This is a genomic window from Methylomonas montana (assembly GCF_030490285.1).
Taxonomy (GTDB): Bacteria; Pseudomonadota; Gammaproteobacteria; order Methylococcales; family Methylomonadaceae; genus Methylomonas; species Methylomonas montana.
Window position 1 is genome coordinate 1057953 of record NZ_CP129884.1, and the last position, 14133, is coordinate 1072085.

At 48.0% G+C, this 14133-nt stretch carries 13 protein-coding genes; 11 read left to right on the forward strand and 2 right to left on the reverse strand.

The genetic code is table 11. The features are described from left to right. Position 1: 1 nt before the first annotated feature. The 10 genes from QZJ86_RS05115 (at position 2) to QZJ86_RS05160 (ending at position 11991) form a co-directional block, all read left to right on the forward strand. A complete protein-coding gene (locus QZJ86_RS05115) occupies positions 2 to 271 on the forward strand; it encodes a hypothetical protein (RefSeq protein ID WP_301936989.1) in 270 nt (89 codons plus the stop codon). Continuing rightward, positions 268 to 1194: an HprK-related kinase A gene (locus QZJ86_RS05120; RefSeq protein WP_301936991.1), complete on the forward strand. Its 927-nt coding sequence runs from the start codon at positions 268 to 270 to the stop codon at positions 1192 to 1194. The genes QZJ86_RS05115 and QZJ86_RS05120 overlap by 4 nt, the downstream gene beginning before the upstream one ends. Continuing rightward, on the forward strand, positions 1145 to 2269 hold the full coding sequence (locus tag QZJ86_RS05125; RefSeq protein WP_301936993.1) for a nucleotidyltransferase domain-containing protein: 1125 nt from the start codon (positions 1145 to 1147) through the stop codon (positions 2267 to 2269). The genes QZJ86_RS05120 and QZJ86_RS05125 overlap by 50 nt, the downstream gene beginning before the upstream one ends. A 65-nt stretch (positions 2270 to 2334) precedes the next feature. Next, positions 2335 to 3552, forward strand: coding sequence for a TIGR04063 family PEP-CTERM/XrtA system glycosyltransferase (locus tag QZJ86_RS05130; RefSeq protein WP_301936995.1), 1218 nt, complete (start codon positions 2335 to 2337; stop codon positions 3550 to 3552). After that, a complete protein-coding gene (locus QZJ86_RS05135; RefSeq protein ID WP_301936997.1) occupies positions 3542 to 4744 on the forward strand; it encodes a glycosyltransferase in 1203 nt (400 codons plus the stop codon). The genes QZJ86_RS05130 and QZJ86_RS05135 overlap by 11 nt, the downstream gene beginning before the upstream one ends. A gap of 89 nt (positions 4745 to 4833) precedes the next feature. Continuing rightward, positions 4834 to 6093, forward strand: a complete 1260-nt coding sequence (locus QZJ86_RS05140) for a phenylacetate--CoA ligase family protein (RefSeq protein ID WP_301936998.1) — start codon at positions 4834 to 4836, stop codon at positions 6091 to 6093. Between the two features lie 15 nt (positions 6094 to 6108). Beyond that, a complete protein-coding gene (locus QZJ86_RS05145) occupies positions 6109 to 7893 on the forward strand; it encodes an asparagine synthetase B family protein (RefSeq protein WP_301937000.1) in 1785 nt (594 codons plus the stop codon). A gap of 279 nt (positions 7894 to 8172) precedes the next feature. After that, entirely contained in the window at positions 8173 to 8670 is a 498-nt protein-coding gene (locus QZJ86_RS05150; RefSeq protein ID WP_301937001.1) for a pilin, read from the forward strand. Positions 8671 to 8822: 152 nt separating this feature from the next. Continuing rightward, the gene (locus QZJ86_RS05155; protein ID WP_301937002.1) at positions 8823 to 10754 is read left to right on the forward strand and encodes a hypothetical protein; all 1932 of its coding nucleotides are present in this window, start codon (positions 8823 to 8825) and stop codon (positions 10752 to 10754) included. Between the two features lie 322 nt (positions 10755 to 11076). Continuing rightward, positions 11077 to 11991 (forward strand): hypothetical protein, encoded by a 915-nt coding sequence (locus QZJ86_RS05160; RefSeq protein WP_301937003.1) that lies wholly within the window; start codon positions 11077 to 11079, stop codon positions 11989 to 11991. Positions 11992 to 12126: 135 nt separating this feature from the next. On the opposite strand, the gene QZJ86_RS05165 is transcribed toward QZJ86_RS05160, so the two are convergent. Next, positions 12127 to 13266 (reverse strand): DEAD/DEAH box helicase, encoded by a 1140-nt coding sequence (locus QZJ86_RS05165; RefSeq protein ID WP_301937005.1) that lies wholly within the window; start codon positions 13264 to 13266, stop codon positions 12127 to 12129. A 163-nt stretch (positions 13267 to 13429) separates the two neighbouring features. Then, the gene (locus QZJ86_RS05170; protein ID WP_301937007.1) at positions 13430 to 13648 is read right to left on the reverse strand and encodes a hypothetical protein; all 219 of its coding nucleotides are present in this window, start codon (positions 13646 to 13648) and stop codon (positions 13430 to 13432) included. 68 nt (positions 13649 to 13716) lie between these two features. On the opposite strand from QZJ86_RS05170, the gene QZJ86_RS05175 reads away from it, so the two are divergent. Then, positions 13717 to 14130: an RNA recognition motif domain-containing protein gene (locus QZJ86_RS05175; RefSeq protein ID WP_301937008.1), complete on the forward strand. Its 414-nt coding sequence runs from the start codon at positions 13717 to 13719 to the stop codon at positions 14128 to 14130. Positions 14131 to 14133: the final 3 nt, after the last annotated feature.

Below are 14133 nucleotides of genomic sequence, written 5' to 3' on the forward strand. Positions count from 1 at the left end.
TGTGAATTTTAGTTGGGCTGTTCCCATAGACTCTGCGGTTTGGGATGACGGGGTTGTTTTGAGTCATCGTCAATCGGGAGATACTTATTTATTCAGCGATGTGGCAAAGGATATATTGGCTTTTTGTTTGGCAAATCATCGATTCAGCGACAACGACCTGATCGAACTGACTAAAAATTGTTTTGAAGACAGTCTGCAGGTTGAAGCATTTGTGATGTCCCTATTGGAAAGCCTGATTGAAAAAGATTTAATTGCCACAGAATTACAGTGATAGCTGCCAACCATTGCGGGGACGATTTCGCCAAGCATTTGGCCGATTCTGGTCTGGTGATAAGTTCCGGGCCGATCAGATTTTTAGTTCACACCAAGATACCCTCCGTCGTTCAGAATCTTGCCAGACTTTATTCAGGACTGGCATGTTCGATTGATGAATCGGATACCGCATTTTTTGATTTTCACATTGCAGTAAGGCCGCCTAATTTATTCAGAAAGCTGTGGCATAGACAGGCCCAGTTTTTTCTGGATGATCAGATTATTTTCAATCCGTTTCCAGTCCACCACGCAACCGCCATGCTCGAATGGGGCATGAATTGGTGCGTTTCCACGCAAATTAACACCTATCTTATTATTCATGCGGCGGTAATTGAAAAAAATGGCTTTGCTGTCGTTTTGCCCGCACCTCCGGGTTCTGGAAAGAGCACGCTTTGCGCTTCCCTGGTTCTGGAAGGTTGGCGCTTGCTGTCGGACGAATTAACCTTGATCAATTTGCAGAGCGCAAACGCTGTGCCCATTCCTAGGCCGATCGGCTTAAAAAACCAATCTATCCAGGTTATTAGGGATCGTTATCCTGACGCGATTATGGGTTTGGTGTCTTCCGACACCTTGAAGGGGAGTGTCTCGCATCTGAAGCCGCCGGAAAGTAGCATTCAAATGCAAGCAGTTGAATGCCCGGTTGCTTGGATCGTATTTCCAAAATACCAAGAAAATGCCGCAACTCAGATAATTCCAAAGGCTAAAGGCCAGTCTTTTATGGCTATCGCCGATAACGCATTCAATTTTAGCCATCTTGGCAGTGTCAGTTTCGGCATATTGAAACAAGTTGTTGAAAACGCCCAATGCTATGATTTTTGCTACAGTCAGTTGGATGAAGCAATTACAGTTTTTAACAAATTGGCAAGACCGAATGAATTCTAGCCAGCCCTTATTGGTGCAGATTTTAAGGGCTGAGCAATCGTTGGCAACGCTTAATGCCCGGCAGTGGGATTTACTTGTTCGTCAGGCGGCGCGAGCCAAGTTAATAGGGACGCTTTACTATCGTGCCGAGCAGGAAAATTTGCTCGGTCAATTACCCGTAGGAGTCATGAGGCATCTGGAGTCGGCAAAAGTTAAAGCTGATAAACAGTACCGAGATTTTCTCTGGGAAATTAATCGCTTAAAGAAAGCTTTAGTCGGTCTTGCGGGCTCTCCCGTGTTGTTAAAAGGGGCGGCTTATGCTGCCGCGCAATTACCCCCCTATAAAGGGCGATTATTTTCTGATATCGATTTGATGGTGCCTTTAGATGCTATCCCGGTATTTGAGAAGCAGTTGATGCTAAATGGCTGGCTTAGCGAGGAATCCAACACGTATGATCAAAAATACTACAGACAATGGATGCACGAAATTCCGCCGCTAAGGCATGTAAAGCGTGGCAGCGTCATCGATTTACACCATAATATTCTGCCTAGAACTGCATTTGCCTGCCCTGATCCAGGGATGTTGCTGGAATCTGCGGTAGAGTTGGTGGGGGATGATAGCGGTTTCAAAGTGCTATCACCGCTGGATAGAATCATTCACAGTGCGACCCATTTATTTTATGACGGGGAGTTTGAGCACGGGCTGCGTGATCTAGTCGATTTGGAAAGATTGGTGATTGTGCTTGATGACGATACTCGATTATTGTTGGTTGATAGGGCTTGGCAGCTAGGATTACAAAAGCCAGTTTATTATGCTTTGCGCTATCTTCAACTAATTCTCAATGTCCAAGGATTGAGCAACGCACTGCGGAAGCTGGAAAAGGCTGGCGATATTACCGGGAATATGATTTTGATGGATGCATTGTTTTTAAGGGCACTGATGCCGGATCATCCTAGTTGCGACGATCAATGGACTGCTGTTGCGCGTTGGATGTTGTATATGCGCTCGCATTATCTAAGAATGCCGTTACACTTGCTTATTCCACATTTATCGAGAAAGGCTTGGATACGGCTGTTTGGTAAAGAACAACATTAATCTGTGATAGTTCGGTCGAGAACGGCAAACTACCAGGATCGAAAATAGACTGAACTTGTTTCGACATGAAGATATTACACATATTGGATCACTCCATTCCTTTGCACAGCGGATACACTTTCCGTACCCGCGCCATTCTTGAACAACAACGCAAACTGGGTTGGGAGACGTTTCACGTCACATCGGCTAAACATCAAGTCGCGGAAGCGCCCATCGAAACCATAGATGGGCTAACCTTTTATCGATCCGTCATCCCGCAAGGTTTGGCGGCAAAATTACCTGTTTTAAATCAGTGGGCCATCGTGCAGTCTTTGGCGGAACGAATGGATGAAATCATTCCGCAGATCAAGCCGGATATTTTGCACGCCCATTCGCCGGCATTGAATGGGTTTGCGGCATTAAAAATGGCCAAAAAATATGGGTTGCCGTTGGTTTACGAATGCCGGGCATTTTGGGAGGATGCGGCCGTCGATCACGGTACCACTCAAGAAGGCAGTTTGCGTTACCGATTGACCAAGGCTTTGGAAACACACGTGTTTAAGCATGCCGACGCTGTCACGACTATTTGCGAAGGTTTACGCCGAGATATTATCGGGCGCGGAGTCGCCGCAGAAAAAATTACCGTGATTCCCAACGCCGTCGATATCGATAAGTTTACCTATGGCGAAGCCGCCGAGCCCGATTTGCAGGCCGAATTGGGTTTGAGCGGCAAAATTGTACTCGGCTTTATCGGGTCTTTTTATGCTTATGAAGGCTTGCTGCTGCTGTTGGATGCTTTGCCGGCGATTATCGAACAGCAACCTGATGTGCGATTGTTGTTAGTGGGCGGCGGGCCGCAACAGCAGCAAATCGTGCAGAAAATTGAGGAGTTGGGCTTGCAGGATTGGGTCATTCTTCCCGGACGCGTCGCTCACGATCAAGTGCAGCGCTATTACAATCTAGTCGATATTTTTGTTTATCCGCGCTTGGCGATGCGCTTAACCGATTTGGTGACCCCTTTGAAGCCGCTGGAAGCGATGGCCCAAGGCCGATTGTTGGTGGCGTCGGATGTCGGCGGACATCACGAATTGATTCGCAACCGGGAAACCGGCTATCTGTTCAAAGCCGGAGATAAAACAGCGTTGGCGCAAGCGGTGTTGGCGGCGCTCAATCAGCAAGATCAATGGGAGCAAGTTCGGCAAGCCGGTAGGCGCTATGTCGAAGAAGAGCGCAATTGGCGGCGAAGCGTTAGTCATTATCAAGCTGTTTACGGCAGGGTAATGGCGGGTAAAGATGGCAGATAACTCGCCAAGACTGATTGTTTTCAGTTCTTTGTATCCCAGTCGGGTCAGGCCTAACGCTGGCGTTTTTATTCGCGAGCGTATGTCCAAAGTGGCTCGTCATTGCCCTTTGGTGGTCATTTCGCCGGTTCCCTGGTTTCCATTGCAAGGCCTGATTCAATGGTTTAAACCTGATTATCGGCCGCAACCGGATAAATACGAAGATCAAGACGGTATCTCTGTGTATTTTCCGCGCTTTTTATCAATACCTGGGATGGGGCGGTCTTGGGACGGTTTTTTTATGGCGCTAGGTAGCTTGGCGATTTGCTATCGATTAAAAAAGCGCTTTGCGTTTAATTTGATTGATGCCCACTTCGCTTATCCGGATGGCTATGCGGCCACCTTACTCGGCAGATGGTTTAAGGTGCCGGTAACCATCACGTTGCGTGGTACAGAAGTGCCATTGTCTAAAACTCCCAGTCGTCGGCAACGATTATTGAAAGCACTAAATAATGCCGCCCGAGTATTTTCGGTATCGGATTCCTTAAAGCGACATGTGGTTAATTTGGGTGCCGATGCCGAAAAAATCCGGGTGGTGGGTAACGGCATCGATACCGCAAAATTTTTTCCTGTCGATAAGAGGTTGGCCCGGCAACATTGGCAAATTCCCGAAGATGCTCAGGTATTGATTTCGGTCGGCGGATTGGTCGATAGAAAAGGTTTCCATCGGGTGATCGAAATTCTGCCGGCATTAATCGAAAAATATCCACGATTGCTATACTTGATCGTCGGCGGCGCCAGCCCGGAAGGCAATATTCGCAGTCGCTTGGAGCAACAAGTTGAAACGCTTAATCTCGGTCAACATGTCCGCTTTCTAGGGGCGCTGCCCGCCGAGCAATTGCATGGCCCATTATCGGCCGCCGATCTATTTGTTTTGGCCACTGCCAACGAAGGTTGGGCCAACGTGTTTCTGGAGGCCATGGCTTGCGGCTTGCCGGTGATTAGCACCGACGTCGGCGGCAATCGCGAGGTGGTTGCTGATGAAACGCTGGGCAGTATCGTGCCGTTTGGGAATGCGGATGCCTTATTGCTAGCGCTTGATAATGCCTTGCAACGACAGTGGGATCGGCAGGCTATAATTAATTATGCGGCTGATAACGCTTGGGATAAGCGGGTGGATATTTTGTTGGCTGAATTCAAGAAACTGGTGGAGTGATGAGCTTTTATACGTCTTTTTGTTCAACGGTGATTTTTCCGCTTCACGAGGCGTTAAAAAAGCATACTTCTGTCGAGGTTAGGCGCGGCATGGAACGTAGCCAATGGCTCAAGCCCGAGGAAATCAGGCAATTGCAATTGCAAAATCTGCGGGCTTTCTTGATCGATGTTCAAACGCATGTGCCGTACTATCGGCAATTGTTTACCAACCTGAGTTTTGATCCGGCCAGCATCGATAGCTTGCAAACATTAGCCGCTTTGCCTTTGTTGAGTAAGCCAGAAATCAGACAACATCTCGCCGAGATGAAAGCCGACGATGCCCAAGGTTTAGCGCGTTTCAATACTGGCGGCTCCAGTGGTGAACCGCTGATTTTTTACATCGGTAATCGAAGGGTCAGCCACGATGTGGCGGCAAAATGGCGGGCAACCCGCTGGTGGGGCGTCGATATCGGCGATCCGGAAGCCGTGATTTGGGGCTCGCCTATTGAATTGGGTGCTCAAGATAAAATTCGCTTGTTGCGCGATAAATTACTCCGTACGCATCTGATTCCGGCCTTCGAAATGTCGTCGGAAAAACTGGATGGTTTTATCCGGCAAATTCAAGAAATTCGTCCGAAGATGCTATTCGGTTATCCGTCCGCATTGGCGCATATCGCCAGTCATGCCGAGAAGCGGGGCGTCGCCTTAAATAATCTCGGGATCAAGGTCGCTTTCGTGACTTCGGAACGGCTATACGATCATCAGCGGGCCAAGATAGAAAGTGTATTCGCTTGCCCGGTTGCCAATGGCTATGGCGGTCGCGATGCCGGTTTTATAGCTCACCAATGCCCGCAAGGCAGTATGCATATCACCGCCGAAGATATTATCGTCGAGATTGTCGATAAAAAAGGCCAGCCTTTGCCTAATGGAGAGCTTGGAGAGATCGTGGTAACGCATTTGGCGACCCGCGATTTTCCGTTTATCCGTTACCGTACTGGCGATATGGGTATTTTGTCCGATAAAACCTGTAGCTGTGGCCGTGGCTTGCCGGTGCTGGAGGACATCCAGGGCCGCACCACGGACTTTGTGGTGGCTCAGGACGGTACGGTATTGCATGGCCTGGCGCTGATTTACGTGTTGCGCGATTTGGAAGGCGTTGACGCATTCAAAATCACCCAGGACAGTTTGGATAAAACCACGGTACAAATCGTTAAAACAGCCGCATATCAAGCCGCTTTCGAACAAAAGATCGTCGGTGAATTTAAAAAGCGTTTAGGTCAAGCGGTTGCCGTCAATATTGAATATACCGATTACATTCCCAAGGAGCGTTCAGGCAAATTCCGGTATGTGATCAGTCACGTCAAGCCCTAATCAAAAATAACAACGATGACGAAATTTGTAGGATGGATAGGAGGCGATCTCCAAAATGAAGGCGCTAGCCGGGTGCTGGAGCGGATGGTGGCGACAGATTTTGCGCCGAATTATCTGCAAGGGCAGTGGTATGCATTGGCAAGCGCTTCAAGCGATGTTCGGCAGAGCGCAGGGGCAGTGCTGTTAACGCCCCAATCCGGTTCGCGACCGGATCGCCAGCAGCATTTACTGGATGCTTATTTAAATCAGGGCGCGGATTTTTTAATTGGTTTGCCCGAGGCGGATGCTTTAGTGCTCATCGATTTCGAGCGACAAAGACTGGTGTTAGCAACCGACCCTATTGGTCTTAGCCACATCTATTATGCGGAAATCGAGGACGGTGTAGTCTTTGGCTCCAGTGCCGATTTTGTGGTGAGGCATCCGCAAGTCAGTAATGCCATTCGCCCGCAAGCTATCTTCGATTACATCTATCTCAGTCACTGTCCTAGCCCAGGCACTATCTATCAGCAAGTCAAAAAGCTGGAAGGTGGCCAATGCTTGATTTATCAGAACGGGCAGCTAAGCATCAAGCGTTACTGGTTGCCGGAGTTTACCGAGCAAACTTGCGATTTGCGGCAAGCGGGGCAGGAGTTGCAGCAGGCATTGATCGATGCAGTCAGAGGCATGGTCGATACCGAAGAATACACCGGTGCGTTTCTCAGTGGCGGTCTGGATAGCTCTAGTGTTGCCGGGGCGCTGGCAAAGGTATTTCCAGGGAAAGCGAAAACTTTTTCGATGGGATTTAAGGTAGAGGGTTACGACGAAATCGAATATGCCAATCTGGCAGTACAGCATTTTAAAACGCGCCAGCATGAGTATTACGTGACGCCTGAAGATACCGTCAATGCAGTGCCGGCTATTGCAGCTTATTATGACGAACCGTTCGGTAACTCTTCGGCTTTGGCCGCTTACTATTGCGCCAAATTAGCCAAGGAGCACGGTGTTAACCGCTTGTTGGCCGGCGATGGTGGCGACGAAATCTTTGCCGGCAACGAGCGCTATGCCAAACAGATGCTGTTCGATAATTACCACCGTTTGCCGAGTTTTGTCAGTGCCGGGCTCGAAGCAGTGTTAAATAGCTTGCCGAATGCACTTGCCAAACAAAAGTTACCGTTTAAGGCCAAGCGCTATATAGAACAAGCTAATGCGGCTATGCCCGATCGCTTACAGGATTACAATTTTTTGCACCGGCATGCCGCCGCCGATATTTTTCAGGCTGACTTTTTAGCGCAAATCGACACGGGCGTGCCGTTACAACAGCTCCGAGACACTTATCATCGGCCTGAAAATGTCAGTACCTTGAATCGTATGCTGTATATGGATTGGAAAAGTACGCTGCACGATAACGATTTGGTTAAAGTTAACAGGATGTGCGAAATGGCCGGTGTCGAGGTCTGTTACCCTTTGCTGGATAGGCGAATGATCGATTTATCCTGCCGGATTCCTTCTCATGACAAATTGCGCGGCCAAAAACTGCGTTGGTTTTACAAACAAGCCATGGCGGATTTTCTGCCGGAACGGATTATCAACAAACCTAAGCACGGGTTTGGATTGCCTTTCGGGGTTTGGCTAAGGGATCATCAGCCCTTGAAGGAGCTGGCTTATGGTGCCATTCAGGGCTTAAAAAAACGTGGTTTCTTTAAGCCGGAGTTCTTGGACCACGCCATCCATATGCATCAAACCATTCATGCCGCCTATTACGGTGAGTTAATCTGGATATTGATGATGCTGGAGTTATGGTTTGTCGGAAAAGGTTTGTAGAGATTTTTGTATTGATGATTTGCGGGAGGGCGCGCGAAACGTTCCTCTAGGTGACAAAAAACGTCAGTTTTTGGCAAAAATGGCGTTGTGCTTTGGGTTTGAATGGGGTGGTTTGTCTGGTTTTCTAGGTTCAGATAGGAGTGTGTCTCGACAAAAACCTTGAGTTACCTGAGGAGATGGGCTGGTTTTGAGGTAGATTAGCGGCTAACGAAAAGTTGGCATGTTAATTGATCATAACTTGGGGAGTTTTCAACCCATCAATCATAAAGGAAGGCAGTTATGAACAAGCAAATGCAAAAACTACAACAAGGTTTTACCTTGATCGAATTGATGATCGTGGTCGCGATCATCGGTATCTTGGCAGCCATCGCGATTCCGGCTTACCAAGATTATACTATTAAATCCAAAGTGTCCGAAGGTCCAAGTTTAGCGTCGCCAGCCATAACTGCGGGCGGTGTTGCATGTAGTGATGGTACTTTGGGTATGGGAGCTACGGGAACGGCAGCGGGTGCTCAGACAAATGCATCTTTTGGCCTTAGTACCAGCACAGCCATTACAGGTAAATATGTCGCTTCAGTTGGGGTGACCGCTGCATCTTTTGCTACCAATCCTACCGCGACAATCACTATCACCTATAGAACGCTTGGTGGGCCTGTGCCAGCTGGGAGAACTGTGATTTATTCTGGTCGATGCACAGAAGGGGCAGGAATGCAATGGACAGTTCCAACCGGTACAACAGGGGGTACAATGGATCAAAAATATAGACCAAAATCATAATATTTGTTTTAACCAGTAGTTAAAGGGGCCTTCGGGCCCCTTTTGTTTTGATGGTAATTTAGTAATCGAAAATGATGACTTGGTTTAACCCACTATTCAAGCTTTTACGTCACTCGAACTGTCTGAAATTGTTATTGCTTGCAGTTTTGATATTGATCATATATTTGCCGGGTCGTCACGGTCCGTTTGTGGCGGATGATTATCCCAATATTATCGATAACAATGGTGTTCTGCTTGAACATCTCAATTTCCATGAATTAGCTTCCGCCTGGAGCGGTAATACTAGCGGTCCACTCAAACGTCCACTAGCCAGCCTGAGCTTCGCGCTAAACTATTATTTTGCTGATCAGCATTTCAACCCGACCGCATTCAAGCTGACCAATATCGGCATCCACATTATTAATAGCTTTCTGGTTTTCTTCTTGAGCCGTTTGCTATTCGCTGTCGCTACTCCACGTTATCCCGCGCAACAATTAGCTTTCGTCTCCGCATTGATTTGGGCATTGCACCCTTTACAACTAACCTCAGTATTGTATGTGGTTCAGAGAATGAGCAGCATGTCCTGCTTGTTTATGTTGGGCGGGTTTTTAATGTTTTTGAAGGGCAGGCTGCAATGCAATAAACTTGGTGGTATTGCATTGATGGTTGCTGGTTGTCTGTTGGGGACGGCTTTGGGGGCGTTGACCAAGGAAAATGCCTTGCTGCTGCCCTTGTTGATTTTTGTCTGCGAGATCACCTTGCTGCCTACTATTTCGCAGGGAGCAGTTCGCAATAGAGTTTATGCCTATTACGCAGTGACGGTGGCGGTTCCGGTGCTGCTAGGTGTGGGTTTCTTGCTAGGGCATCCCGAATATGTGCTGGGAGGTTATCTCACCCGCGATTTTACCTTGGCGGAACGGTTGATGACCGAAGCTCGGGTATTGTTTTATTACCTGGGTTTGTTGCTGTATCCAGACAACACCCAGCTCAGTCTGGCGCATGACGACTTCACTTTGAGTAAGGGGCTGCTCCAGCCAATTAGTACCTTATTATCGATAGCAGGCGTATTTGCTTTGATCGCTGTGGCGATCATCAATACCTGGCGCAAAAAAACGCCGTTTTTGAATTTTGCGATTCTGTGGTTTTTTGTCGGCCAGAGCATGGAATCCAGTATTTTTCCATTGGAACTAATCTACGAACATCGTAATTATTTGCCGAATATAGGTGTCGTGATACTCGTGGTGGTATTGTTGTATGAGTCGCTTGCCACGCGAATTAGTAACAGTTTGCTTAACACGTTATACGTTTGCATTGTTATCAGTCTGGGCTTGGCTACTCATACCAGAGCCGCGATCTGGTCGAATCTGGATAGCTTTAGCTATTTTGAAGTCCGTAATCATCCTACGTCGGTGCGCGCTAATAGCGCCTATGCCAATAGTCTTGAGTTGAAGCAAGGACCTAATGCGGAAACTTATCAGCATTATTTGATTGCCTCGCAGCTTAATACCTTTGAAGTATCGACGTTGATCGAAATGTTCAATGAACTGAACCGATTGATATATTTTCATGATGCTTCCCAAGACAAGAAAGACATCGCTCTGCCCAGTCGATATGACGATCCATTGGTTCTGGATGGTCAATATATGCAAACCTTAAAAAACCTGGTGCATCGGGAGATCGTGCGGCGGGCTTCCGATAAATCCCATCCATTGCGCACCATGGATTCGATTCGCACGGCGGCGACCTGTTTAATCAATGGTGATTACGAATGCAAAACAATAGCTGCCAATGTGCTGGAATGGATCGACGCTACTTTGATGCAGCAGAATTTTGATAAACCGGTGATGTATCTTATTAAGGCTAAGGTTTATTTCAATCAAGGGCAAACTGATCAGGCGTTTGCGGCCCTCGATAAAGCCCTCGAATTATCGCCGGACAGAATGTATTTTTACGCCGAAAAAGCCTATTTATTTATCACCCTTGATGAGTTTGACAAGGCTGAGCAAGTCATTAGACAGGCCGAATCGCGAGGCGTCGCCACGGGCTTCGATGCGAAGGAGTTTAAGAAGCTCAGAGACGTTATGGTTATCAAAAGAAAAGGCTGAAACAACCTGCCAGATAAGCAAAGCCGTTGAGAAACTATTTTGCCGGGAATGGATATATTGACGGCAATAGGTCGCGCGACAATATGTCGCATTTCTAATATAAGAATACCCTGATAATATGTGTCTATTGCAGAGATGTTCAGTGCAATAACTTCCTCCCTCAAATCCGGCCTCGAGCCGGATTTTTTTTGCTTGGGTTAAATACTTAAAAACCTTGGATAATTTATCTGTATCTGCGTTTTTTATATCCCGCTAAACGAAATGCCGGCCTTTGTAAAAGCATAATATTTGAGTGTCTGGCGATAAACCGTCAAGATAGGCCATGAACGACAATAGAAGATCAGAGGGTGCTAAGAATTTAAGATCGTTTTTCGACGATCAGTTACATCATCTGCAAATTCTGGTGAGCAGTCTGGGTCATCATGGTCGCGCTGAAGACGAGGCGTTGTTAACGGCTGATGACAAGCGGGTCATCGAAAATTTCGTCGATGCGGCAAACAGTAAGATGCGAGCCGCGGACGATTACGTCGAAAAGCTACGGGATCATGTTTGTGCGCTGTATCGCCATATACTCTCGGTCGCCGACCAGATTCCTGAGCCGGTTGACCTTAATCACGATGCTTTTAGATCGAACCCGTTAGTCAACGCGCTGTTCGTCAACGCGGCCGACATCGATAGACTATTTAAAACCAATGCCGATACGGACGCCTATTTTCGCGTTCACAGTCAGTGTCAAATGCCGGTCGTCTACGCACTGCTGACAGCCTGCAAAACCGAAAAATCTATACTGGGCATTGGTATGCTGGGTGAGATGTTGGTGCGCGATGTATCGCAACAATCGGTCAATTTTTCTTCACACAAACTGCACACGCCTTGTGCCAGTCACGCGGAGCTGAACATGGCGCTGAAAAAATATTTGTTTGATCGTATTGTGGCGCTGATTAAGCAGGAAATGGCATCGTGTATTGCCGCTCAAGCTTGCAATGTTGGGGATCATGCCTACGAGTCGCGGCTTAAAAGCCTGGCTAACCCGGAAGTTTATTTGAGTACCTTGAATGATTATCTGGCAATTCCCGCCAAGCTGTTGCGTATCGATACAGCCCATTTCAAGCTCAACAAGCTGGGTATTAAATTAGCTGACGAGGATAGGCAATGTGCCAATGAGTTTGATATTCATGAGCTTATCTGGGCCGACAACACTCGAAACATCGTGTTGAAAATTGCTTATATCCGCTGACGATGATGCTGTTTTTCAGATCAATAACGGTTTAGCGACGCAGCACGACTTCTGTTGAGAATGTCGGGTGCGTCGCTTAGTCCCGCTTAGTCCCGCGTAACGCTGTTTTTTAAGCGCCAGCTGGGACTGGACGTTCTATAGGGAGCTAAAGCCTGCTATCTGCTCACGAGGTATTTGCGCCCCTATCAGTTTTTCAACCAGCCTCAAGGCTTGATATTCGTCCTGGGATACCAAAGAAATCGCTTGGCCATTTTGCCCCGCGCGCCCGGTTCTGCCAATTCTGTGCACATAATCGGCTGAAGAGCGCGGCAGCTCAAAATTAACCACATGTGGCAACTGAGCGATATCGATCCCGCGTGCTGCCACATCGGTGGCTACCAACACCCGAATGTCACCCGCTTTAAAGCCGGCCAAGGCACTGGTTCTGGCTCCTTGACTTTTATTGCCGTGAATGGCGGCCGCTTTGATGTCGGCGACGTTGAGTTTTTCGGTGAGCTTGTTGGCGCCATGTTTGGTGCTGGTAAACACCAGCACTTGTTGCCAGTTTTTGGTTTTAACCAGATGGGTCAACAAAGCTGTTTTGGCGGTTTTATTTACTGTATACACGAGCTGGTCTATCGTGTCGGCAGTGGCGTTTTCGACGGCGACTTCTATTTTGACCGGATTTACCAGCAGGTCACTGGTCAGTTTGCGGATGTCGGCGGAAAATGTCGCCGAAAACAGCAGGTTTTGGCGTTTTTTAGGCAATAAGGCCAGAATTCTACGGATATCTTTGATGAAACCCATATCCAGCATGCGATCGGCTTCGTCCAGCACCAACATTTCAACTTTATCCAGCTTGACGGCATTTTGACTGACCAAGTCCAATAGTCGGCCGGGTGTGGCCGTTAAAATATCGACGCCGCCACGTAAACGCATCATCTGCGGATTGATTTTCACCCCGCCGAAGACCACTTCCGATTTTAAACGCGGCTGTTGATGTGCGCCGTATTTCAGTACGGATTCGCTGACTTGGGCGGCCAGTTCGCGGGTCGGGGTTAAAATCAATGCGCGTACCGGGCGATTGCGGCCATAGTCGGTTTGCGCCAAGCGCTGCAAAATCGGCAAGGTAAAGCCAGCGGTTTTGCCGGTGCCGGTTTGGGCGGCGGCCAGTAAATCGCGTCCGGTTAAAACGGCGGGTATGGCTTTAGCTTGAATCGGAGTGGGTGTGGTGTAGCCGGAATCGGCGATTGCTTTTAATAAAGCCTCGGATAAACCGAGATTGGAAAATGGCATTAAGTGTCTCGATGGGGAAAAATGCTGGAGCAGAGGACGGATCGACAGTGCGATCTCGACTTTCATCCGGAAGATCAGGGATTGCGTAGCAACTATGAATCCCGGATGAGTAGTCTATCATGGTAATTCGCTATGCCCTGAGGAAAAGAAAAGATCTCGAGGATTAAGCAAGTGTTTGCCGTGCTGATACAGAATTAATTTTCATGGGTTTGCAGATCGGGTAGATATTGGCCGAATAGCGGTCAGTCTGGTTTTTGCTGATGGTTCCCTTGTCCGGACAGTTGGCAAACGATAAGATTTTAGCGGACTGGCGGTACTCTGAATATTCAAAATCACCTCGCTCCCGCATCCGTGGGAATGGCGCACTTTTAAAAGTTCCCATTGCTTATATCTAAAGTTAACATGTCCGTTTATTTAAAATAGTAAGCCCATATCATTCGCCTAATTCCCATGATCCTTTTTTTAAGAAATATCCCTGCCACTACCCGTCCAAATGAATTGCGTGATTATGTTGCGCTGGCGCTTGGCGAGGACTTAAACGGTGGCGCCGGGCGTGTATTGAAGGCCGAGGTAATGGTGATCCGCGATAAGCGTACCAATCAGTTGGAGCATCATGGTCTGGTACAGGTTGATTCCGATGAGGCGGGCATTCGGGCGATCAAGAATCTGAACGGTTTGCTGTTCGACAACCGCGAGGTTTTGGTCAGACGCTACAAAGATAGGGAGGCCGAGAATGATCGCCGGCATGATGGCCTTGCCGTGTCGCAAGAAATCATCGATAAACGCGTACGGGATCGCCGACGAGGCGATAGCGTGGACATCTACATAGATTTTTCCAACCAGTTTTATGTTCAGGACGCTTGAACG

What these genes read in the sequence shown, in the direction of transcription:
- QZJ86_RS05125 (WP_301936993.1), top strand. Translation starts at nt 1,145, where the DNA reads ATGAAGCAATTACAGTTTTTAACAAATTGGCAAGACCGAATGAATTCT.
- QZJ86_RS05130 (WP_301936995.1), top strand. Translation starts at nt 2,335, where the DNA reads ATGAAGATATTACACATATTGGATCACTCCATTCCTTTGCACAGCGGA.
- QZJ86_RS05135 (WP_301936997.1), top strand. Translation starts at nt 3,542, where the DNA reads ATGGCAGATAACTCGCCAAGACTGATTGTTTTCAGTTCTTTGTATCCC.
- QZJ86_RS05140 (WP_301936998.1), top strand. Translation starts at nt 4,834, where the DNA reads ATGGAACGTAGCCAATGGCTCAAGCCCGAGGAAATCAGGCAATTGCAA.
- QZJ86_RS05145 (WP_301937000.1), top strand. Translation starts at nt 6,109, where the DNA reads ATGACGAAATTTGTAGGATGGATAGGAGGCGATCTCCAAAATGAAGGC.
- QZJ86_RS05150 (WP_301937001.1), top strand. Translation starts at nt 8,173, where the DNA reads ATGAACAAGCAAATGCAAAAACTACAACAAGGTTTTACCTTGATCGAA.
- QZJ86_RS05160 (WP_301937003.1), top strand. Translation starts at nt 11,077, where the DNA reads ATGAACGACAATAGAAGATCAGAGGGTGCTAAGAATTTAAGATCGTTT.
- QZJ86_RS05165 (WP_301937005.1), bottom strand. Translation starts at nt 13,266, where the DNA reads ATGCCATTTTCCAATCTCGGTTTATCCGAGGCTTTATTAAAAGCAATC.
- QZJ86_RS05170 (WP_301937007.1), bottom strand. Translation starts at nt 13,648, where the DNA reads ATGGGAACTTTTAAAAGTGCGCCATTCCCACGGATGCGGGAGCGAGGT.
- QZJ86_RS05175 (WP_301937008.1), top strand. Translation starts at nt 13,717, where the DNA reads ATGATCCTTTTTTTAAGAAATATCCCTGCCACTACCCGTCCAAATGAA.